Raw genomic sequence first — 22,933 nt, 5'->3', positions numbered from 1 at the left:
CTATAATTAGTTGATTTTTTATAACATTTTAGAAATTTTATTTGTCTAGAGTCGTAGAATTTTTGTGATTTATACAATAACGGTTTATTTTATGACATTGTATTAAAGTTATAGTGATAAATTTCCGTTTTTGGGTATAAGTTACATGTTAGTTGATAGTGTACTTATATTCATCTGAAAATTCTTTTCTAGATAAGTAATATTAATGGCAATCTACATGTAATCAATCCATCAAACGTTAAATTTAGTGACGGTTGATGAATTCAAATAAAACTTAGGAGGAATTTAATGAAAGTAGCTGTAAATGGTTTTGGTAGAATAGGAAGAGATGTTGTTAGACAATTATTTGAAAGAAATGAAGAGAATCTAGAATTAGTAGCAATTAACTTTAGTTCTGATATTCATACTATGGCTCATCTTTTTAAGTATGATTCCCTTTATGGAAAATTTGATGGAACTATAGAAGTTAAGGATGACTCCTTTGTTATAAATGACAAAGTAGTCAAAATAGTAAATGATAGAGATCCTGCAAATCTTCCATGGAAAGAATTGGGAGTTGAATTGGTTATTGATTCAACTGGAGCCTTTAAGGATGCTGAAAGTCTTGGAAAACATATCGAAGCTGGTGCAAAAAAAGTTATTTTAACTGCTCCAGGTAAGGGAATTAAAACAATCGTTATGGGGGTTAACTGCGATACTTATAATCCTGATGAAGATCATATAATTTCTAATGCATCTTGTACTACTAACTGTTTGGCACCTGTAACAAAAGTTATTGACGAAAACTTTGGAATCAAAAGAGGATTAATGACTACAATTCATGCTTATACAGGAGATCAAAATATACATGATAACAAGCATAGAGATTTGAGAAGAGCAAGGGCAGCGGCATTGAGTATGGTTCCTACTACAACTGGTGCTGCAAAGGCAGTAGCTCTTGTGCTACCTCACTTAGAAGGTAAATTGAGTGGATATGCTGTAAGGGTACCTGTTCCTACTGTTTCACTTGTAGATGTAACTTTTGAATTGGAAAAGAATGTAACAAAAGAAGAAATAAATGAAGCTATGAAGAAAGCTTCAGAAGGTGATTTAAAGGGTATTTTAGGATATTCTGACGAGCCTCTAGTTTCAATAGACTATCAAAAGGATCCAAGAGCTTCCATTTTCGATTCTGAATTGACAACAATAATTGATGACAATTTTGTAAAAGTTGTTTCTTGGTATGACAACGAATGGGGTTACTCTCAAAGAGTAGTAGACCTTGCGGTTTTAGTAGCAAAAAACTATAAATAAACATGATCGATTGGGTTTAAAACTGTAGTACCCAATTGATAACAATTAAGCCCGGCAAGTCCGGGCTCTAATAAAGTAAAGGTGATAATATGCTAAATAAAAAAACTTTAAAAGATTTAAATTTAGACGGTAAGAAGGTTTTAGTTCGAGTTGATTTCAATGTACCTATGTCTTCAGAAGGTGAAATAACCGATGATACAAGAATTAAAGCTTCTTTAGAGACCATTAAATATCTTGTAGATCATAATGCTAAGGTAATCCTTATGTCCCATTTAGGAAGACCTAAAAATGGTCCTGAAAAGAAATTTTCTTTAGAACCAGTAGCAAAGAAATTATCTGAATTAATAGGAAAAGATATAAAATTCCTTTATTCCGATAAAGTTGTAGACGAAAATGTTAAAAAGAAATGGTCAGAATTACAAAATGGAGAAATAGCTTTACTGGAAAATACCAGATTTAGATCTGAAGAAACAAAGAATGGTGAGGAATTTTCCAAAGAATTGGCTTCATTAGCTGATCTTTATGTAAATGATGCATTTGGAACTTCCCACAGGGCTCACTCCTCAAATGTAGGTGTTTCAAAATATTTAGAATCTGCCATAGGATTTTTGGTAGAAAAAGAAATTGAAGTGATGGGCAATGCACTTGAAAATCCTAAGAGACCTTTTATTGCAATATTAGGTGGAGCTAAAGTCAGTGATAAGATTGGGGTTATTGATAACCTTATCAATAAAGTTGATGGAATCTTAGTAGGTGGGGGAATGGCATGGACATTCCTTAAAGCAGAGGGATATGAAGTTGGTAAATCCCTTGTAGAAAACGACAAGTTGGATTTAGCTAAACAACTTCTACAAAAAGCTATGGAAAAAGGTGTGAAGTTCTTTTTACCAATAGACGCTATTGTTGCGGATGAGATGACTGAAGATTCTCCATCTAAAGTTATTTCAATAAAAGAATTTACACCAGAAGATTCCGCATTTGATATAGGACCTAGAACTATAGATGTTTTTGTAGAAGAGATTGAAAAGTCTAAGACTATTGTATGGAACGGCCCAATGGGAGTTTTTGAAATAGAACAATTTAGTAAAGGGACTTTTGATATTGCAAAAGCTTTGTCAAAGGTTGATGCTATCACAATTATAGGTGGTGGTGATTCAGCTTCTGCCATAGAAAAATCAGGTTATAAGGACAGTGTAACTCATGTTTCTACAGGGGGAGGGGCCTCTTTAGAATTCTTGGAAGGAAAGGAATTGCCAGGAATAGCAGCCATTTCAGACAAATAGGAGGATTTATGAGAAAACCCATAATCGCTGGAAACTGGAAAATGAATATGACAGTTTCTCAGACAGAAGAGTTTATTAATTTATTGAAGGAAAAAGAAATTTCAGGTGATGTGGAAACTATTATCGCAATGCCTTTTACATCTTTATCCAAAGCAAAAGAACTTTTAAAAGATACCAATATAAAACTTGCTTCTCAAAATATGTATTTTGAAGACAAAGGAGCTTTTACTGGAGAAATATCTCCATTAATGTTAAAAGATTTGACATCCTATGTTATCTTAGGTCATTCTGAAAGAAGAGAGATTTTCAATGAAAGTGACGAACTTTTAAATAAGAAATTAAAGTCAGCTTTAAATAATGGTTTAAACCCTATTTTATGTTGTGGTGAAACATTAGAAGAAAGGGAATCCAATCTTCAAGAAAAAAAGGTTAAAAGTCAATTATTGAAGGACTTAGAATCACTTGAAGAAAATGAACTGAAAAACCTAGTAATTGCTTATGAACCAATATGGGCTATAGGTACAGGAAAAACTGCTTCTCCTGAGGATGCAGAACAAATGTGTTCATTTATTAGAAGCACTTTAAAAGAAATGTATTCTGAAAATTTAGCAAGTTCTATTAGGATTTTATATGGTGGCTCTGTTAAGTCTGAAAATATTAAAGATATAATGGAAAAAGAAAATATAGATGGTACCTTAATTGGTGGAGCCAGCTTAAAAGTAGATAGTTTTATTCAACTAATCAATTATTAATTGGAGGTAATAATGAGTAGAATAATAGATATATACGCAAGAGAAGTCTTAGATTCTAGAGGAAATCCTACAGTGGAAGTGGAAGTTGTGACGGAAGCAGGCGGGATAGGAAGAGCAATAGTTCCATCTGGTGCATCTACTGGAGCCCATGAAGCTGTAGAACTTCGTGATAATGATGAGTCAAGATATCTAGGTAAAGGTGTTTTAACAGCTGTTGACAATGTAAATCAAGTCATTGCAGAAGAAATTATAGGCGAGGAAGTATTAGAACAAGTTCGAATTGACAATTTAATGATTGAACTAGACGGTACTGAAAATAAAGGAAAATTAGGTGCTAATGCAATTTTAGGAGTATCAATTGCAGTTGCAAAGGCAGCTGCTGATGAGATGGGATTGCACCTATATGAATATTTGGGTGGAGTAAACTCAAAGGTTCTTCCATTACCTATGATGAATATACTCAACGGTGGAGAGCACGCTGACAATAATGTAGACATTCAAGAATTTATGGTAATGCCTGCTGGTGCAGAAACCTTCAAAGAGGCCTTGAGAATGGGAGCTGAAGTATTTCACTCTTTAAAGAAAGTTCTTAAGGATAAGGGCCTAAATACTGCTGTAGGCGATGAAGGTGGTTTTGCTCCTAATTTAGCCTCCAATGAAGAAGCTTTACAAACGATAGTTACTGCTATTGAAAAAGCAGGATATAAACCAGGCGAAGATGTTTTATTGGCTTTAGATGTAGCTTCAACAGAAATGTATGAAGATGGTAAATACAATTTCAAAGGTGAAGGTATAGTTAGAACAACAGAAGAATTGATAGAATATTATGAAAAATTAGTTGAAAAATACCCAATAATATCCATTGAAGATGGACTTGCTGAAGATGACTGGGATGGATGGGTTAAGTTAACTGAAAAGTTAGGAAATAGGATTCAACTAGTTGGGGATGATCTATTCGTTACCAATGTAGAAAGGTTACGAAAGGGTATTGATATGGGAGTTTCAAATTCAATACTAATAAAATTGAATCAAATTGGTACAATCACTGAAACCCTAGATGCTATAGAACTTGCAAAAAGACATGGTTTTACTTGTGTTATATCCCATAGATCTGGAGAGACAGAAGATAGTACAATTGCAGATTTAGCTGTAGCTGTAAATAGTGGTCAAATTAAGACTGGTTCAGCTTCTAGAACCGACAGAATAGCTAAATACAATCAACTTCTTAGAATAGAGGATTATTTAGAAGATGAAGCTATATTTGAAGGAAAAAATGCTTTCTACAATATTAAATAAAATGTTTGAGTGCCGGAGTCAATCTGGCACTTTTTTTATTGAAAAATATTAGACCTGTAAACCCTTAAATTATATGAAATTGTTTGCTGTTATGTAAAATCTGATTTTTATATTATAATTGAGATGATAAAAATTGATGGAGTCGAATATGAAAAAATACAACTCAATTATAATTTTGATGATAGTTCTATTTTTAATTTTTGTAAATTATTTTTTTCAATTGGATCTAGGGGTTTTAATACCTTTATTTTTTGTGTTTTTATTCGCTTTTTTATTTTTAAAATCCAGATATATATTTTTATCTCTAGGAATAGTACTTGGAATCCTCGTGATTTACAGATATACAAATATTCATTCACAAATTGATTATAGCCAGGATAATAAATTTTTTTATGTTAGTGGAACGGTATCTAGAATATTACCTAAAGAAGAGTATACTATTCTATATATAAAAGATACGGTTTTGGATAACGAAAGCAAAGGTCCGAATATCTATTGCTATTTCTTTGGTGAATTAGAACCTAAAATTGGGGATATTGTGAAATTTAAGAATAAGATTTTTATTCCAAAAAATAAAAAAATTCCCGGAGGTTTTAATTTTTATAATTATCTATTGGCCAAGGACCTTACAAGTTACTCATATGTCGATTCATTGTCTATTGTAGGAAGAAATGAGTCAACTATTTTGAATTTACAAAGAAAATTTGATGAATTTATAAAGGATAAAACTAGCGATTTTAAAGAAAACACTGCTAGATTTTTATACTCAACTTTCACAGGACGAAATATTATATATGAAAATATAAAAGAGGATTATAGAAATCTTGGTATTTCTCATATTTTAGCAATTAGTGGTTTTCATATAATGATAATTTATTCCTTTTTGGTCTCTATACTTGAATTTATAGGAATATCTATGAGTACTAGGAAGATTTTAGGAGTATTATTTGTAGGCTTTTATTGTCTATTAATTGACTTTCCCTATTCATCCCTAAGAGCTTTTTTATTTTTAGCTATTGAGGTTTTAGCCTATCTACTTTATAAGCCAGAAGATAACAAGAAGACCATTTCTGTATCTGCTTTAATAATACTGGTGTTATTTCCAAGTAGTATTTTTGATTTGGGATTTCAACTGTCCTTCCTTGCAGTTTTAGGGATGGAATTGCTTTATCCGGTACTTAAGAATAATAAAGAAAAAGATTCTAGTTTGATTAATAGGATTTGGATTATACTATCAGTAAGTATTATGATATTTCCGCTTCAAAGTTATTATTTTAAAGAGGTCTCACCTTTTATTTTCTTAGGGAACCTATTTGTAATCCCTATTCTTACAGCGGTTACATATTTGTTTATAGTGTTTTTACTTTTAGGTTTTGTTCCGATTTTGGGATTGGTAATTAAAAATTCGATTGAGGGGATTTATAGCTTCTCAGAATATGTGATTTTAGGATTGTCACCATCTAAAGGATTTAATAGTTTTAAAATTACCTTCACTTTAATGGATATCTTGATATATTTTTCAATAATCCTAATCCTTATGTTATTGGTGTATTACAAAGAACACATCTATAAAATCATAAAAGATTATAATAAAGGCTTAATTTTTTATTTGCTAACCATTGTTACTTTAACTTTCATAATACCTGTTTTTAAACCGAAAGCACAACTAGTGATGCTAGACATCGGTCAAGGTGATTGTTTTTTACTGAAATATAATGAAAAATCCTTTTTAATAGATACTGGAGGTAAAGTAGGAGAAGGTGATAATTCCAAAGTGATTATTGATAATTTGAATTACAATAAAGTTAAGGCTCTAGATGGGATCTTTCTATCTCATCTTGATCAAGATCATATTGGAAATTTAAAATACATACTATTTAAATTTCCAAATACTAAATTATATTCCCACGTAAAAAGCTATGAAACTTTGAAAAATGAATATGTTAAAGGACCTATTAACTTGGAAGAATTACACAAAGATGATAAGCTTGTATATGATAGCTTGTCTATAAGGGTTTTAAACTCCCAGGACAAGGAAGAAGAAAATGATAATTCTTTAGTACTAAAAGTTGGAATTGGCAAACATAATTTACTCTTTACAGGGGATATTAGCAGTGAGATAGAAAAGAAAATTTTAGAAGATGATATAGCATCCCAGATTTTAAAAATCTCACATCATGGGTCAAAATACTCATCAACAGAAACTTTTATTGATAAAGTTAAGCCTATGGTTAGTTTAATTTCCGTTGGAGAATATAATTCATATAATCATCCAGATCCAAAAATAATTGATTATCTTGAAAATAACGGAATCAATGTTCTAAGAACAGATACAAAGGGCAATGGCTATGTGGATTTTTATGATGATTATTTTGTGGCATATAATTCTACTCAATATGTGAGAAATATATTTTTTTCTAATTACGGATTGGTTTTACTTGGGCTTTATGGATTATCTATATTTTATTTTTGGTATATTTTCAAAATAGGAGGTGGTACTTATCAAGAATGTAATTGTTTTACAAGGTAATGAAAATTTTCTTATAGAGGAAAAAGCTAAAGAAATTAGAAATAAAATCGTTAATGGATCTTATTCCGATTTTAATGTGTCAAGATTTGATTTCAATCATCTAGATGTTGAAGAATTCAATAATAGCGTTCAAACTTTGCCTTTGATGAGTGAAAATAAAATCGTAATTTTAGATGACGTCCTATTAGATAAGGCTTCTATTTCAAAGTTTAAAACAAAATTTGAAGATTTAATTGATGTTTTAAAAAATATTCCAGATTCTACTTACGTATTGTTAACCTCTTTTAATGACAAGCCCTTTAAAGGCAAGTTTTATAAACAATTAATTAAAATTGCAGAAGTTTATACTTTTAATAAATTAAACAAGCCTGAGCTTTCTTCATATATTTGTAAATATTTAAATATTTCCATAAAAGATAACCCTAGGGCAATCAATTTTATCGTTGAGAATAGTGGATATCTTATAAAAGAGTTAAATATAACTCTATACGATTTAAATAATGAGTTGGATAAGATAAAAAATTTAAATAAAAATTCTAAGTCAAAAGATTTAATCTCCACCTTAACTAAGATGAATACTTACAATATTTTTAATTTGACTGACAGTATTTTGGAAAAGTCTATAAACAAATCCTTGGAAGTGTTTATAAAATTGATTAAGGACAATGAAGATCCTTTTAAGATTTTTTATATGATAGTTCGAACTATACGAAACATATTAATAGTAAAAGAGGCAAGGAGACGAGGGATGAATAGTTTTCAAATTTCTAAAAAATATTCCCTTTCAAACTTTGAAGTAAAAAAAATTGAAAAACATATTAATACATGGACCTATAATAATCTTAAAGAGGCTTTACACGATTCTTATGACCTAGAGGTTAGTTTAAAAAGTCAATCCATTAAACCGAAAATACAACTACAATACTATATAATCAATCTTTGTAATTAGAATAGATTAAATCAAGCACTCAAAGACAGAGTGCTCGACAGGGAAATCAATAAGAGATAATGAAACCATTATCTCTTGAGCCTTAATCTACTATTTAGAAATGTTTAACTTTTTTGCTAATCTACTTAAATGTCTAGAAGCTGTGTTTTTGTGTATAATATTTTTAGAAGTTGCCTTTTTTAATTTTTTATCAATTAATTTTAACAATTCCTTTGCTTCATCAAATTTTTCTGAAGAGACAGCTTCTTCGAATTTTTTTGTATAAGTTTTAATTTCTGACTTTTTTACCTTGTTTTCAAGTGTTTGTCTTTGAGTAACGCCGATTCTCTTAATAGCTGATTTAATATTTGCCATTGTTTCACCTCCTGAACATAACATTGTTATTATAATATAGCAATGGGCAAAAATCAAGAAAATTTATGATATAATGTTACTGATTTCAAGGATTGCAATAAATTTTTGATATTAAATCCTACTTTAAAATAAATAAAGAGCTAATAAAAGTCAACGAGAACCTTCGGTAGGTTGGTCTACTTATTAATATAAAGTTTTAATTACTGTTGTTTAGCAATCCTTATTTACTTTCATCCTATTAATTTGAGATAGGTTTACTTAAAATTTACTTATTAGAATGGAGTATTAAATGAACATAAAAAAATCTAATATTAGAAATTTTTGCATTATAGCACATATTGACCATGGTAAGTCAACTTTGGCTGATAGGTTAATAGAAAATACTGGAACCCTTTCTCGCCGTGAAATGGAAGAACAGGTTTTAGATAGCATGGATCTTGAAAGGGAAAGAGGAATTACTATTAAATTAAAAGCTATCAAACTAAAATATAAGGCAGAAGACGGAGAAGAATATATTTTAAATCTTATTGATACACCGGGACATGTGGATTTCACCTATGAAGTTTCAAGAAGTTTAGCTGCATGTGAAGGTGCAGTTCTTATAGTTGATGCAAGCCAAGGGGTGGAAGCACAAACATTGGCAAATGTATATCTTGCTTTAGATCAAGATTTGGAAATACTACCAGTAATAAATAAAATAGACTTGCCTTCAGCGGATATTGAATTTGCAAAAAAAGAAATAGAGGAAATAATAGGCTTAGATACTGAAAATATTCCATTGATTTCAGCAAAGGCTGGAACAAATATCGACAAGGTTTTAGAAGATATAGTAAATAATGTTCCTGCACCTACAGGTAACGACGATGAGCCTTTAAAAGCTTTAATATTTGATTCCTACTATGATTCATATAAGGGAGTTGTATCATATGTTAGAGTTTTTGACGGATTTATTGAACCTGGAATGGAAATAAAAATGATGTCTACAGGAAAAACCTTTGAAGTTACTGAAGTGGGTTATAGTACTGGAAGTCCCGTTAGTACTAAATCTCTTCGTGCAGGAGATGTTGGTTTTGTAGTCGCATCAATAAAGAATGTAAGAGATTCTCAAGTTGGGGACACAATAACCTCTTTAGATAATCCTACAAAAATTCCACTACCTGGATATAAGAAGGTTACTCCTATGGTGTATTGCGGAATCTATCCGGCCGAGGGAGAAGAATATAATTCTATAAGAGAAGCATTAGAGAAATTACAAGTCAACGACGCGTCCCTAGTCTTTGAACCAGAGACTTCCCAAGCTCTAGGATTTGGATTTAGATGTGGTTTTCTAGGACTACTTCATATGGAAATAATTCAAGAAAGACTAGATAGAGAATTTGATTTAAATATCATAGCTACTGCTCCTTCTGTAATCTATAATGTAAAAAAGAAAAATGGAGAAATGATTTCTATTCAAAATCCATCAAACTTGCCTGATCCATCTGAAATTGAATATATGGAGGAACCCATAGTAGATGCAAATATAATGGCTCCTACTGACTATGTTGGTCCAATAATGGAAATTTGTCAAAACAAAAGAGGAACCTTCATCAATATGGAGTACTTAGATGAGAAGAGGGTAAATATAAATTATATTATGCCATTAAATGAGGTTATCTATGACTTTTTTGACGCTTTAAAATCCAAAACTAGGGGTTATGCATCCTTGGATTATGAATTTAAAGGATATCAAGAGTCCGATTTAGAAAAATTAGATATTTTAATCAATGGTGAATTGGTAGATGCCTTTTCTTTGATAGTGCATAGTGAGAAAGCTTATGATAGAGCGAGAAATATTGTTGAAAGACTAAAAGATGAAATCCCAAGACATCAATTTGCTGTTCCAATTCAGGCGTCTATAGGTTCTAAAATTATAGCAAGAGAAACTGTAAAGGCCCTTAGAAAAGACGTTTTAGCAAAATGTTATGGTGGAGATATTTCCAGAAAGAGAAAATTATTGGAAAAGCAAAAAGAAGGTAAAAAGAAAATGCGTCAAATTGGAGCGGTAGAAGTTCCTCAAAATGCATTTTTAGCAGTATTAAAATATGATGAAGAAAAGTAATAATAATTTAAAGGGGGATTAATGAAAAAGCTTGGATTATATATTCATATCCCTTTCTGTTCTTCCAAGTGTTTGTACTGTGATTTTCCTACTTTACCATATCAAGAAAAAAGATTCGACGAATATTTTTGTCATCTTTTTAAAGAAATAGAACTTTTTTCCGAGAATTTGGACGGTTATGAAATTGATACAATTTACTTGGGAGGAGGAACTCCAAATTATGTACCTTCTAAAAAAATAGTAGAACTAGACGGTTTATTAAGGTCAAAGTTTAACATATCTCCAGTAATAGAATATACAATAGAAGGAAATCCTGAATTTATCAATCCGGAAAAATATTTAACATATCTATCATGTGGAATCAATAGAATATCATTGGGTGTACAAACCTTTAAAGACAGACTACTTAAAAGTATTGGAAGAACGCATAGTGGAAGAGAAGCCTATCAAAAAATTTTATTGTTACAGGATTTGGGGTTTTCAAATATCAGTTTAGATTTTATTATGGGTCTGCCGAATCAAAAACTTGATGATGTAATATTTGACATGGAGCTTATCGATAAGTTGAATATTCAACATATTTCATACTACGATCTAATTATAGAGGAAAATACTAGATTTCATTATGAATATAAAAAAGGGAACCTAAACATTCCATCGGAATCCGAAAATAGAGAGATATATCATAAGGTAATTACAAAATTAAAAGAAAGTGGATTTTTTCAATATGAGATTTCTAATTTTTCTAAAATTGGTTTTAAATCTAAGCATAATCTTAAATATTGGAAAAATAAAGAGTATTTAGCTTTTGGACTAGGAGCGGCTGGATATTTTAAAGGTGTTCGCTATAATAATACCGATAATTATAAGGATTATATCAAGATCTTAGACGAAAATAGGCTTCCAATTAAAAACATTGAGAAGCTAAATGAGTTAGATAAAATCTTTGAAAAAATCATAATGAATATGAGGTTGGTGTCTGGAGTTTCCACTAAAGAACTATTAGAGGAATTTGGATATGATATTTACAAAAAGAATGGAAATCTGATTAAAGATTATGAAAAAAGAGGATTCCTAAAAATAAATGCAGATTCGATTGCCTTTACTGAAAAAGGATTTAATATTTCGAATAAGTTTTTTACAGATCTTTTGATTTAATGTTGACAAAAGATCTGTTTTGTTTTATGATTGTATTAGCACTTGAGGTTAGTGAGTGCTAACTAAAGAAAGGATTTGTTATTTAATGCCTTATTCTAATATTGAAGATAGAAAAAAAGTGATATTGGAATTTATTATAGATGAATATTTGAAAAGTTCTCTTCCTGTAGGATCGAGAACTGTTTCCAAAAATTCTAAACTAGGAGTTTCTGCAGCCACTATAAGGAATGAGATGAGTGACTTGGAGGAGTTGGGGCTTTTAGAAAAGGCTCATACTTCTTCTGGAAGAATTCCATCGAAGCTTGCTTATAAGTACTATGTGGATAATATATTGGGTTTGTTTAATAAACAAAAATCTAATGTAGAGAGCACTTCTTTAACTGTTAGAAACGAAAATCCTAGTATTAAAGGTGAAAGTGCTTTAAACTTAGCCTGCGATATCCTTTCTGAGACTACTAAATCTGTAATTGTGTCATCTTTAGAAAGATTTTATCAACCGAGGATAAAGAAAATTGAAGTCTTGAATATTAGTAAGGACACTTATGTAATTGTATCTATTCTTGATAATTTAGAGGTTTCAAGTAAAGTTTTTACTTTGAAATTTGATATAAATGAGTCAGAACTAAAAAAGATGAATTTCTTAATAAATAGGATATTGGACTTAGGTTACAGTTATAAAAAAGATCTTATAGAACTTCAAGAATTAAACGGGTTGGAAATCAACAAAGATATGATTCAATCTTTTCTCTATTTAATAAAATCGGAGTACGATAGGCTCTCTAAAATTAAAACTAAAATTACTGGCCTAACTAATATATTAGATATGCCGGAATATGAAAATTTAGAGGATATCAAATCCTTCTTAAACTTTGTTGACAATAGGGAAAATATTAAGAGGATTTTAGATAGAGAGTTATCTTCTCATATTAATGCTTTTATTGGAGAAGAAATTGGTTTTAAAGAATTAAAAGATAATAGTTTAATAGTAACTGAATTGATATTGGATAATTCTTATAAAATCAAAATTGGAGTTTTATCTCCTTTAAGGTCTGATTATAAAAAAATAATTTCAAGTTTGTATAACATATCTTGGAAATTAGTTGGTTTATAGCTTAGGAGGGATTTAATGGAATCAAAAGATGAAAGTATAAAAAACAATGAAAAGGAACTAGAAAATGATATAGAAAAAGACGATGAAAAAGTAGAAGATGAGGTTGAAAATATTTCTTCTGATAACGATGATTTAAAAGTTGATGAGGATGAAAAGGTAAAATCATTAAATGAAGAAATATCAAGTTTAAACAATTCTTTAGCACTCCTTCAAGCAGATTTTATAAACTACAAAAATAGGATAAACAAGGAAAAAGCTTTATCAATAAAGCTAGCTAATGAAGGATTGATTATGAAATTACTTCCAGTTCTAGATGATTTGGAAAGAGCCTTTGAACACTTACCAAAGGATTCTGAGTTCTCTGAAGGAATCAGTATTATAATAAGTAATTTTATTGAAATATTAAAGAAGGAAGGACTGGAAGAGATTGAGTCAACGGGTAAGCCCTTTGACCATAATTTCCATCAAGCAATATTGATGGAACCGAATGATGAAATTGAATCTGGAAATATAATTGAGACTTTCCAAAAAGGCTATGTCCTCAATGGAAAAGTTATTAGACCAAGTATGGTAAAAGTTAGTGAATAATTAGGAGGAATAAAATGGGAAAAATTATTGGTATTGACTTAGGTACAACAAATTCAGCTGTTGCTGTAATGGAAGGTGGAACAGCAAGTATCATTACTAATGTTGAAGGTAATAGAACTACTCCTTCAGTAGTTGCTTTTACTAAGGATGGGGAAAGATTAGTTGGAGAAACAGCTAAAAGACAAGCTATAACAAATCCAAATAGAACTATTTCCTCAATAAAAACTCATATGGGTTCAGACTATAATGTAAATATAGATGGCAAGGATTTAACTCCTGAAGATATTTCAGCTATGATTTTACAAAAATTAAAAACTGATGCAGAAAATTATTTGGGAGAAAAAATTACTGAAGCAGTTATAACTGTTCCTGCATATTTTACTGATAGTCAAAGACAAGCAACTAAGGATGCAGGAAAGATTGCTGGATTAAATGTAAAAAGAATTATAAATGAACCTACAGCAGCAGCCTTAGCTTATGGTCTAGATAAGGATCATGATCAACATAAAATAATGGTATATGACCTTGGTGGTGGTACATTTGATGTATCTATTCTAGAAGTTGGAGATGGAGTTTTTGAAGTACTTGCCACTAGAGGAAATAATAAATTAGGTGGAGACGACTTTGACAATGTTATAATTGACTATTTAGCAGAAGAGTTTAAAAAAGAAAATGGAATTGACTTAAGACAAGATCCTACTTCTCTACAAAGATTAAAAGACGCTGCTGAAAAGGCAAAAAAAGAATTGTCTTCTACTTTAAAGACTAATATCAATTTACCGTTCATTACAGCTATTAATGGAGTTCCAGCTCATTTAAATATGGACTTAAGCAGATCTAAGTTTGAAGAATTGACTTCACATCTAGTGGAAAAAACTGTAGAGCCAGTTAAAGCTGCATTAAAGGATGCAGGGCTTTCTTCTTCTGATATTGAATCTGTTTTATTAGTAGGTGGTTCTACAAGAATTCCTGCTGTACAAGAGTCTGTAAAAAAACTTATTGGAAAGGAACCTCAAAAGGATATGAATCCTGATGAATGTGTAGCTATGGGCGCTGCAATTCAAGGTGGGGTCTTAAGTGGAGAAGTAAAAGATTTACTACTTCTTGACGTTACTCCTTTATCTCTAGGAATTGAAACTCTTGGTGGGGTAACTACTAGACTTATTGAGAGAAACACAACAATTCCTACTAAGAAAAGTCAAGTGTTTACAACTGCTGCAGATGGTCAAACAAATGTTGAAGTTGTTGTTTTACAAGGTGAAAGGGAAATGGCAGCGGACAATACACTTTTAGGTAAGTTTACTCTAGCGGACATTCCGGCTGCTCCAAGGGGAGTACCTCAAATAGAAGTAACATTTGATATAGATGCAAATGGTATTGTAAATGTAACTGCAAAAGATTTAGGATCTGGAAAGGAACAAAAGATGACTATTTCTTCATCTACTAAATTGAGTGATGAAGAAATTAAGCAAAAGGTTGACGATGCTGCAAAATTTGCTGAAGAAGATAAAAAGAAAAAGGAATTAATCGAAAGCAAAAACAATGCGGAATCTGTAATTTATCAAACTGAAAAAACCATTAAAGATTTAGGTGACAAAGTAAGTTCCGATGAAAAATCATCAATTGAAAGTAAGATAAAAGACTTAAAAGATGTATTGACTTCAGACAATGCAGAAGATATAAAATCCAAAACAGATAATTTAACTCAAGAACTTTATAAAATGTCCGAAAAGCTATATGCTCAAAACCAAGGGGAACAAGCAAATTCAAATAATGAATCTAATGACGATGTAGTAGATGCGGACTATGAAGTTGTGGATGATGAAGAAGAAAATAACTAATATTATAGGACTGAGTTCACAACTCTGTCCTTTTCTTAAAAATCAATGAATTTTCAATTTTGATATAAGTTTAAAATAACTCCTTGAGAACTTAGTATGTTGTTGTATAAATTGGAAAAAATATGGGAAAATTCCTAAACAAATTTTTGTTTTTCATCAATCTATGATAAGATATTAAGGAAAATTTGGAGTAAATAAATCTCATTTGAAAAAATGAGATTTATTATTTGAACAATTAAGCACTCAAAATTTTGGGTGCTTGATTTTATGGAGGGAAAAATATATGAAAAACCCTTATGAGGTTTTAGGTGTAGATAAAGACTTTACAAAGGATGAATTAAAGAAAAAATATAGGAAACTTGCAAAAAAATATCATCCTGACTTAAATCCTGACAATGAAGAAGCTAAAGAAAAGTTACAAGAGATAAATGAGGCATATGCAATTTTATCAAATGATGAAAATAGAAGAAAATATGATATGTATGGAGAGTCAGCATTCAATGGTAGTGGTGGCTTTGGTGATATTAACTTTGATCTTTCAGATTTGTTTGGGGATATTTTTGGAGATGTTTTTGGTGGTGGATTTTCATCTTCTAAGAGAAGAAATTATCCTCAAAAGGGAGAAGATCTTCAAACTGTAGTAAATTTAGAGTTTGAAGAGGCTGCATTTGGCGTAAAAAAGGACATTACTTTTAGAAGAACAGAAAATTGTACTGAATGTAATGGAACAGGGGCAAAAAAGGGAACAGAAAAAAAAGTTTGTTCAAAATGTCATGGTACAGGTGAAGTAAGATATTCACAACAATCTCCTTTTGGATCCTTTATTAGAACTTCTGTTTGTGATGAATGTCACGGTACTGGTGAAATAATCGAGGAGAAGTGTCCAAAATGTCATGGAAAGAAAAAAATAGTTAGAAATAAAACTATAAATATAAATATTCCTGCAGGGGTAGATGACAATTCTGTTATTAATTTAAGAAATGAAGGTAATTCTGGTGAAAACGGAGGCCCATCAGGAGATCTTTATATTGTAATGAAAGTAAAAGAACATGACTTTTTTAAAAGACAAGGCTATGATTTATACTTCCAGATGCCAATCTCCTTTTCTCAAGCAGCTTTAGGAGACACTTTAAAAATTCCTCTATTGGATGATGTTATGGAATATGAAATTCCTGAATCTACTCAAACTGGAACGGTTTTTAAAATTAAAGGAGAGGGGATTCAAAAATTAAATACTAGTCCAGGAAATAAAGGTGATTTATACTTTGAAGTTAAAGTAATAACCCCAAAGAATTTAAACGATGAGCAAAGAGAGATTTTAAAAGAGTTTGCAGAAAAATCCAATGAAGAATTAAGCCCTAATAAAAAAGATAAAAAGACCATTTTTGAAAAGATTAAGGAGAAATTTGAAGTATGAAATGGATAGAAATCACAATTATATCTCCCTATCAATATGAAGATTTAATTTATAGCACTCTTTATGACTATAATATCTTCACTTTCGAAGTCGTTGATGACAGAACTGTTGATGAAGTTGAAAATACGAAACCTTACTGGGTTGAAATAGATAATGATTTAAAAATTGGTCAAAATAAACTCTACATTAAGACATTATTAGAGGAAAATACCGAAAACCAGGAAGGTGTAAAAAACTTGAAAAATGATCTTTTAAAGATCTCAAAAGATATTGAATTAATATATAGACAAAACTGCGAAGAATATGATTGGTCTATTGAATGGAAAAAATTTTTTAAACCCTTTGAAGTTGGCGATAAATTTGTAATAGTTCCTAGTTGGGAAGATTATGATAATATTTCAAATAAATTAATTTTGAATATTGATCCAGGTATGGCATTTGGAACAGGAAGTCATGAAACTACTTCCATTTGCCTAAGTATGTTAGAAAAATTAGATTTACAAAATAAAAAAGTATGTGACGTAGGTACTGGGTCTGGTATTTTAGCAATTGCCAGTGCAAAACTTGGGGCTGATTCTATTTTGGCCATAGATATTGATTCCCAATCTGTAAAAACTGCTAAAGAAAATGTTGATATAAACAATTGTAATGATAAAATTAAGGTGTTAAGTGGAGATTTGCTAAGTTCTACTTCTGAGAAATATGATTTAATAATCGCAAATATTTTACCCGATGTAATAATTGAATTGATACCTCAAGCTGTTGAAAAACTGAAAAATAATGGTTATTTACTTGTTTCTGGAATAATCTTAGAGAAAAAGGACATGGTTATGAAAGAACTTATAAAAAATGATTTTCAAATAGTTTTAGATATTGATAAAGGCGAATGGACAGGAATATTAGGAAGAAAGAATGTATAGATTTTTTATAGATGATTCAAACTTAAAGGACAACGAAATTTTTTTATATGGTGAGGATTTTCACCATGCTAAAAATGTTTTACGGCTAAATTTAGGTGAAAATTTAGAGCTGGTTTGTGGAGATGTTTTATATTTTGGAGAGGTTTCAGAAATTACAAAAGAAGATTTAATCATTAAGATTATGTCAAAAGAAGTACTAAAGGAAAAATTAACAACTATTAGAATGTTTCAGGGCCTTCCTAAGGGGGACAAGTTTGAATATATTATTCAAAAGGCTGTGGAACTTGGTGTTGATGAAATTATACCTTTTGAATCTGAAAGAACTATTGTAAAATATAAAGAAAAATCATATTCAAAAAAACAAGTAAGATATGAAAAGATTATAAAAGCTGCAGCCATGCAGTCTAAAAGAAATCATATCCCAAAATTACATCTACCTATAAGTTTTGATCAAATTAAAAAGTCGGAAATGGGTTTAGGATTGTTGGCTTTTGAAGCCTCTGAAAAACCTTTAAAAAATTTGTTAAGAGATAAAAAAGATATTAGAGAAATTGATATAGTGATTGGTCCGGAAGGTGGATTTTCTCAAAAGGAGGTTAGTTCTTTGGGCAACCAGGGGTTTTACTCAATATCACTGGGTAAAAGGATTTTGAGAACTGAAACGGCATCTTTAAATCTATTGTCAATAATAGGATATGAATTAGAAAGGTAAATTATGAAAAAAGTAAGTTTTTTAACTTTAGGATGCAAGGTTAATCAATACGAAACAGAAGCTATGATGGAACTATTTTCAAACAGAAATTATGAAGTTGTTTCTCAAGGAGATAAAAGTGATGTTTTTGTAATCAACACCTGTACCGTAACAAACTTAAGCGATAGAAAATCTAGGCAGGCCATCTCAAAAGTTAAAAAGTTAAATCCGAAAGCTATTATAGCTATGGTCGGTTGTTATGTACAAGTTAAACCTGAAGAAGTTGCAGACATTGAAGGTGTTAATGTCGTACTGGGGACAAATAATAAATCTCAAATTGTGGATGCTTGTGAGAAAGCCATGGAAGAAAAGATTTTGGTTAATAGGGTTGACGATATAAAAAATGACAAAGACTTTGAAGATTTAAATATCTCAAATCAATCCGAAATGACAAGAGCCTATATAAAAATTCAAGAAGGGTGTAACCAGTATTGTTCATATTGTATTATACCTTTTGCTAGAGGACCTGTTAGATCACGTGAACTCAAATCCATAAAAGAAGAAGCTTTGAGACTTGTAAATAGTGGCTATAAAGAAATAGTATTAACTGGAATTCACGTGGCTTCCTACGGTAAAGATTTCAAATCTCATTTAAGTTTGGTTGACGTTATAGAAGAAATAAGTAAAATTAAAAATTTACAAAGAATACGCCTAAGTTCTGTAGAACCAAGACTTATTACTGAAGAGTTTTTACAAAGAGTTAAGGCAACAAATAAGTTTTGTGATCATTTCCATCTTTCTCTACAAAATGGATCTAATAAGATATTACAAGCCATGAATAGAAAATATTCTGTTGAAGAATATGAAAATAAAGTTAAACTCATAAAAGATTATTTTCCTACGGCTGGTATCACAACGGATATAATTGTGGGTTTCCCAGGAGAAACAGATGAAGATTTTGCTCAAACTGTAGATTTTGTTAGAAAAATTGGATTTTCTAAAGTTCATATTTTTAAATATTCTCCAAGAGAAGGTACCGTTGCTGCAAGAATGAAAAATCAAGTGCCTGGAACTATAAAAAAAGAAAGAAGCAATAAGTTATTCGAAGTATGCGAAGAGGTCTCAAACGCGGAAAAAATGAACCAATTAGGTAAAACTTTTGAAGTGCTTTTTGAATCAAAATCTGATCATCCTGGGTTTGTAGCTGGTTATGCAACTAATTATACAAGAGTAAATGTGCCAGAAACTCAAGATTTAATCAATCATATTGAAAAAGTTGAGTTTAAAAATGTACAAAATGGGGAAGTTTTTGGTATAATTGTATAAATAGGAGGTGAAATCATGGATTGTATTTTTTGTAAAATAGCAAATAAAGAAATTGAGTCAGAGATTATATATGAAGATGATTCAGTAATAGCTTTTAATGATTTACATCCTCAATCTCCTGTACACTTTTTAGTCATTCCCAAGGTGCATATTGAATCGGCTAATGATATCGATGATAATAACAAGGATATAGTTGGACATATTTTCACAGTCATCAATAAATTAGCAAAGGAAAAGGGATTTGCTGAACAAGGTTATAGAATTGTCAATAATATTGGTAAAGACGGTGGTCAATCTGTTCATCATATCCATTTTCATGTACTTGCAGGAAGAACGTTGCAATGGCCTCCAGGCTAAATGTTGCAATATAATAATTCATAAGCTATAATATTAAAGTGTTCTGCTCAATATGAGCACTCTTTATAAAAGAGGGGAGGGGAAACCTATGCCAGAAATTAAAGTTGGTGAAAATGAATCTTTAGAAAGTGCTTTAAAAAGATTTAAAAGACAATGTGCTAGATCTGGAGTTTTGTCTGAATATAGAAAAAGAGAACATTATGAAAAACCTAGCGTAAAGAAGAAAAAGAAATCAGAAGCAGCTAAAAGAAAAAAAATAAGAAGAGGTTAATATTACCTTAAATACCCAGATTTTCTGGGTATTTTTTTAATATTACCAAATATAAAATTCCATGTTTATCTTTATTTATAAATTGGCCCTTATCCAAGTCTGGACAAACATTGATTAAAAATGTAATTTCAATTAGAATATGATTATACACATTAATTTTATGGGATTCCCTATTTTTAAATATAAATTTAGAAAGCTTTTTTAATCTATTAAATTAAGTCCTTAAATCGATTTTATGAATAGGGGATATTAAGCGCTAAATACATATATTGTTGTTATTGTTTTAAACATCTAATTGTAATTTAATGTAAGTTTTTTTATTTTAACGTTTGTATATTTTTGTATAGGGTAAAAATAAATAGGAGGTTTTTATGAAAAAGCGTGTATCGAATGTAACAACATTAATATTAACAGTTATATTTACTTTTTTAGTTGCTTTGCCAGGTGTTTCCTATGCAGCAAGTATTTCACAATTTGGAGATTCAAGGGTATTATTAAAAGGTAATTTTACAAATGATTTAATAGCCTTTTTATCTAATCCCTATGTATCAGGTCTATTATTAATTTTAGCAACTTTGCTGATTATATTTGAATTATTCTTTTCCCTAAAAGGTGTTGGAATTACTTTTTCAATTCTAGCATTAGTCTTATTTTTCTTTGGAAATTTCGCAGCAGGTTATACTAATGTTTTAGAATTAGTTTTATTTATTATCGGTGCTATACTTTTGACTTTTGAAATTTTTATTCCGGGTTTTGGAGTTGCAGGAGTTTTAGGATTTGGTTTTGTATTCTATGCTCTTTTCAATTCTATGGAGAATTCTACTATAAGTTTAATAACTGTAAGTTTAGCAACACTTATTGGATTAATTGTCTTTGTAATCATATTTAAAATGGGTTTTAGAAGCGCTCTGTTCAATAGAATAGTACTAGGAGACGAAATAAAGTCCCATAGCAGTAGCGATAAAAAAAGATTATTAGGAAAGTCGGGAGTCACTTTAACGATGTTAAGGCCTTCTGGAAAAATTTCTATAGAAGATGAAGTATATGATGCAATTACAGAAGGTGATTTTATTAGTGCTAATAAACCAGTAAAGGTTTATAAAATAGAAGGTTTTAAAATTATTGTTAAGGAGGAAATATAATGGGTTCAGGAAGCGTAACATTTATACTGATAATTGTTATAATTGTAGTTGTATTATCGTTGTTTTTCACCTTTGTACCAGTAGGTCTTTGGGTAACAGCATTCTTTGCTGGTGTTAGGGTAAAAATTTCTACCTTGATTGGAATGAGACTTAGAAGGGTTGCACCTAGTAAAATTATAAATCCGCTTATTAAGGCAACCAAAGCTGGCCTTCATTTAAGTGCAAATCAATTAGAAGCTCACTATTTGGCAGGAGGTAATGTCAATACCTTGGTTGATGCCTTAATTGCGGCACAAAGAGCGGAAATACCATTGGATTTTGATAGGGGAGCAGCAATAGATTTAGCGGGAAGAAATGTTTTGGAAGCTGTACAGGTTTCTGTAAATCCAAAAGTTATTGAAACTCCACTAATATCTGCTGTAGCCATGGATGGTATAGAAGTAATCGCTAAAGCTAAGGTAACTGTCAGGGCCAATATCGATAGGTTGGTTGGAGGAGCTGGTGAAGAAACCATTATTGCCAGAGTAGGTGAAGGAATTGTTACTACTGTTGGTTCTGCAAAAAGCCACTCTCAAGTTTTAGAGAATCCTGATTCTATATCTCAGATGGTGTTGACTAAAGGACTTGATTCAGGAACAGCCTATGAAATTTTATCAATTGACATCGCAGATGTGGATGTGGGTAGAAACATAGGCGCTAAATTACAAACTGACCAAGCTGAGGCGGATAAGAGAATTGCTCAAGCAAAAGCCGAAGAAAGAAGAGCCATGGCAGTTGCATCAGAGCAAGAAATGCTTGCGGAGATTAAACGTATGCGTTCAAAAGTTGTTGAAGCTGAATCTAGGATACCAATTGCGATAGCTAAAGCATTAGAAGAAGGTAATATCGGAATTATGGATTACTATAGAATGGAAAACATAAACTCAGATACAAAAATGAGAAATTCTATCTCTGGTGTTGATACTTCAAATAGTAATAAGGATAATAAGTAATGGGTTCTTTTTTATTTATGTTATTCGTTGGCTTTTTAATATACCAACGACTAAAAAAGGAAATGGAGTATAAGAAGAAACCAAAAAAAAATTATAATTTATCTAAAAAGAAAGATAAGAAGGAATTTAATAAGGGAAATAAAAACATTAAAGATAGTGTAAAGGTAGAGGAAAAAAGTGATAATAAATTAAAAAATAGAAATCCTCTTTCCTTAGAAAGAACTCCTCTTACTAAAGATTTAAAAACTTTCTCGGATAGTGGGATGGGTGAAGTTGAAGAGGTTAGTGATTTACTTGAGGATGAAGATTCAGAAAACCTGGGAAATAATGAAAATTTCACTATTGGTGAAAAAATCTTGAAAAATCCTAAGGATGCATTTATTTATTCTGAAATCTTCAATAGAAAATACTAGAGTTGAAAGTTATACCAAAACTTGTTATAATAAATTCCTGAATTTGACAGCAAAAAAAGAGCAAATCTCCTGTAAGCCTTACAATAGCTTGCATACAGAGGATTGCTCTTTAAATTAATTTTGCACAATGTTTTTGATTTTCGTCTTT

General features: G+C 30.6%; 21 protein-coding genes. 20 read left to right on the top strand and 1 reads right to left on the bottom strand.

Annotation, left to right across the window (positions count from 1 at the left end):
- Positions 1 to 288: 288 nt before the first annotated feature.
- The 6 genes from gap to holA all read left to right on the top strand — a co-directional run bounded on the left by gap (position 289) and on the right by holA (position 8,103).
- The gene (gene gap, locus Q1K37_RS00105; protein WP_300408026.1) at positions 289 to 1,293 is read left to right on the top strand and encodes a type I glyceraldehyde-3-phosphate dehydrogenase; all 1,005 of its coding nucleotides are present in this window, start codon (positions 289 to 291) and stop codon (positions 1,291 to 1,293) included.
- A gap of 89 nt (positions 1,294 to 1,382) precedes the next feature.
- Positions 1,383 to 2,576, top strand: a complete 1,194-nt coding sequence (locus Q1K37_RS00100) for a phosphoglycerate kinase (RefSeq protein WP_300408023.1) — start codon at positions 1,383 to 1,385, stop codon at positions 2,574 to 2,576.
- 8 nt (positions 2,577 to 2,584) lie between these two features.
- On the top strand, positions 2,585 to 3,328 hold the full coding sequence (gene tpiA, locus Q1K37_RS00095) for a triose-phosphate isomerase (protein WP_300408020.1): 744 nt from the start codon (positions 2,585 to 2,587) through the stop codon (positions 3,326 to 3,328).
- A gap of 12 nt (positions 3,329 to 3,340) precedes the next feature.
- Positions 3,341 to 4,624: a phosphopyruvate hydratase gene (eno, locus tag Q1K37_RS00090; protein WP_300408018.1), complete on the top strand. Its 1,284-nt coding sequence runs from the start codon at positions 3,341 to 3,343 to the stop codon at positions 4,622 to 4,624.
- A 148-nt stretch (positions 4,625 to 4,772) separates the two neighbouring features.
- Entirely contained in the window at positions 4,773 to 7,154 is a 2,382-nt protein-coding gene (locus tag Q1K37_RS00085; RefSeq protein ID WP_300408016.1) for a DNA internalization-related competence protein ComEC/Rec2, read from the top strand.
- Positions 7,117 to 8,103, top strand: coding sequence for a DNA polymerase III subunit delta (gene holA, locus Q1K37_RS00080; RefSeq protein WP_300408013.1), 987 nt, complete (start codon positions 7,117 to 7,119; stop codon positions 8,101 to 8,103). The genes Q1K37_RS00085 and holA overlap by 38 nt, the downstream gene beginning before the upstream one ends.
- A 90-nt stretch (positions 8,104 to 8,193) precedes the next feature.
- Here holA and rpsT read toward each other — a convergent pair whose 3' ends face one another.
- Positions 8,194 to 8,457 (bottom strand): 30S ribosomal protein S20, encoded by a 264-nt coding sequence (gene rpsT, locus Q1K37_RS00075; protein ID WP_300408011.1) that lies wholly within the window; start codon positions 8,455 to 8,457, stop codon positions 8,194 to 8,196.
- Between the two features lie 289 nt (positions 8,458 to 8,746).
- Here rpsT and lepA point away from each other — a divergent pair, with 289 nt between their 5' ends.
- From lepA to Q1K37_RS00005, 14 genes are all read left to right on the top strand, one after another.
- The gene (lepA, locus tag Q1K37_RS00070) at positions 8,747 to 10,558 is read left to right on the top strand and encodes a translation elongation factor 4 (RefSeq protein ID WP_300408009.1); all 1,812 of its coding nucleotides are present in this window, start codon (positions 8,747 to 8,749) and stop codon (positions 10,556 to 10,558) included.
- A 21-nt stretch (positions 10,559 to 10,579) separates the two neighbouring features.
- The gene (gene hemW / locus Q1K37_RS00065; protein WP_300408006.1) at positions 10,580 to 11,716 is read left to right on the top strand and encodes a radical SAM family heme chaperone HemW; all 1,137 of its coding nucleotides are present in this window, start codon (positions 10,580 to 10,582) and stop codon (positions 11,714 to 11,716) included.
- A 55-nt stretch (positions 11,717 to 11,771) separates the two neighbouring features.
- Positions 11,772 to 12,827 carry a heat-inducible transcriptional repressor HrcA gene (gene hrcA / locus Q1K37_RS00060; RefSeq protein ID WP_300408002.1) on the top strand — a complete coding sequence of 352 codons (1,056 nt, stop codon included), beginning with the start codon at positions 11,772 to 11,774 and terminating at the stop codon, positions 12,825 to 12,827.
- A gap of 15 nt (positions 12,828 to 12,842) precedes the next feature.
- The gene (gene grpE / locus Q1K37_RS00055) at positions 12,843 to 13,415 is read left to right on the top strand and encodes a nucleotide exchange factor GrpE (protein WP_300407999.1); all 573 of its coding nucleotides are present in this window, start codon (positions 12,843 to 12,845) and stop codon (positions 13,413 to 13,415) included.
- A 14-nt stretch (positions 13,416 to 13,429) separates the two neighbouring features.
- Complete coding sequence (gene dnaK / locus Q1K37_RS00050; RefSeq protein ID WP_300407996.1) at positions 13,430 to 15,256, top strand: molecular chaperone DnaK; 1,827 nt, start codon at positions 13,430 to 13,432, stop codon at positions 15,254 to 15,256.
- 283 nt (positions 15,257 to 15,539) lie between these two features.
- On the top strand, positions 15,540 to 16,673 hold the full coding sequence (dnaJ, locus tag Q1K37_RS00045) for a molecular chaperone DnaJ (RefSeq protein WP_300407994.1): 1,134 nt from the start codon (positions 15,540 to 15,542) through the stop codon (positions 16,671 to 16,673).
- Positions 16,670 to 17,593 (top strand): 50S ribosomal protein L11 methyltransferase, encoded by a 924-nt coding sequence (gene prmA / locus Q1K37_RS00040; RefSeq protein ID WP_300407991.1) that lies wholly within the window; start codon positions 16,670 to 16,672, stop codon positions 17,591 to 17,593. The genes dnaJ and prmA overlap by 4 nt, the downstream gene beginning before the upstream one ends.
- Positions 17,586 to 18,305, top strand: a complete 720-nt coding sequence (locus tag Q1K37_RS00035; RefSeq protein ID WP_300407988.1) for an RsmE family RNA methyltransferase — start codon at positions 17,586 to 17,588, stop codon at positions 18,303 to 18,305. The genes prmA and Q1K37_RS00035 overlap by 8 nt, the downstream gene beginning before the upstream one ends.
- Positions 18,306 to 18,308: 3 nt before the next feature.
- The gene (gene mtaB, locus Q1K37_RS00030; protein WP_300407985.1) at positions 18,309 to 19,610 is read left to right on the top strand and encodes a tRNA (N(6)-L-threonylcarbamoyladenosine(37)-C(2))-methylthiotransferase MtaB; all 1,302 of its coding nucleotides are present in this window, start codon (positions 18,309 to 18,311) and stop codon (positions 19,608 to 19,610) included.
- 15 nt (positions 19,611 to 19,625) lie between these two features.
- Positions 19,626 to 19,967 carry a histidine triad nucleotide-binding protein gene (locus tag Q1K37_RS00025; protein WP_300407982.1) on the top strand — a complete coding sequence of 114 codons (342 nt, stop codon included), beginning with the start codon at positions 19,626 to 19,628 and terminating at the stop codon, positions 19,965 to 19,967.
- A gap of 88 nt (positions 19,968 to 20,055) precedes the next feature.
- Positions 20,056 to 20,238, top strand: coding sequence for a 30S ribosomal protein S21 (gene rpsU, locus Q1K37_RS00020; RefSeq protein ID WP_300407978.1), 183 nt, complete (start codon positions 20,056 to 20,058; stop codon positions 20,236 to 20,238).
- A 371-nt stretch (positions 20,239 to 20,609) separates the two neighbouring features.
- Positions 20,610 to 21,380, top strand: coding sequence for an NfeD family protein (locus Q1K37_RS00015; RefSeq protein WP_300407975.1), 771 nt, complete (start codon positions 20,610 to 20,612; stop codon positions 21,378 to 21,380).
- Positions 21,380 to 22,372 carry a flotillin-like protein FloA gene (gene floA, locus Q1K37_RS00010; protein WP_300407973.1) on the top strand — a complete coding sequence of 331 codons (993 nt, stop codon included), beginning with the start codon at positions 21,380 to 21,382 and terminating at the stop codon, positions 22,370 to 22,372. The genes Q1K37_RS00015 and floA overlap by 1 nt, the downstream gene beginning before the upstream one ends.
- A complete protein-coding gene (locus Q1K37_RS00005) occupies positions 22,372 to 22,785 on the top strand; it encodes a hypothetical protein (protein ID WP_300407970.1) in 414 nt (137 codons plus the stop codon). Before floA ends, Q1K37_RS00005 begins: the two co-directional genes overlap by 1 nt.
- Positions 22,786 to 22,933: the final 148 nt, after the last annotated feature.

This window comes from Lagierella sp. (assembly GCF_029983815.1).
Taxonomy (GTDB): domain Bacteria; phylum Bacillota; class Clostridia; order Tissierellales; family Peptoniphilaceae; genus Mediannikoviicoccus.
The sequence above is the reverse complement of the archived record's forward strand: the minus strand, read 5'-3'. Positions and strand labels throughout refer to the sequence as shown.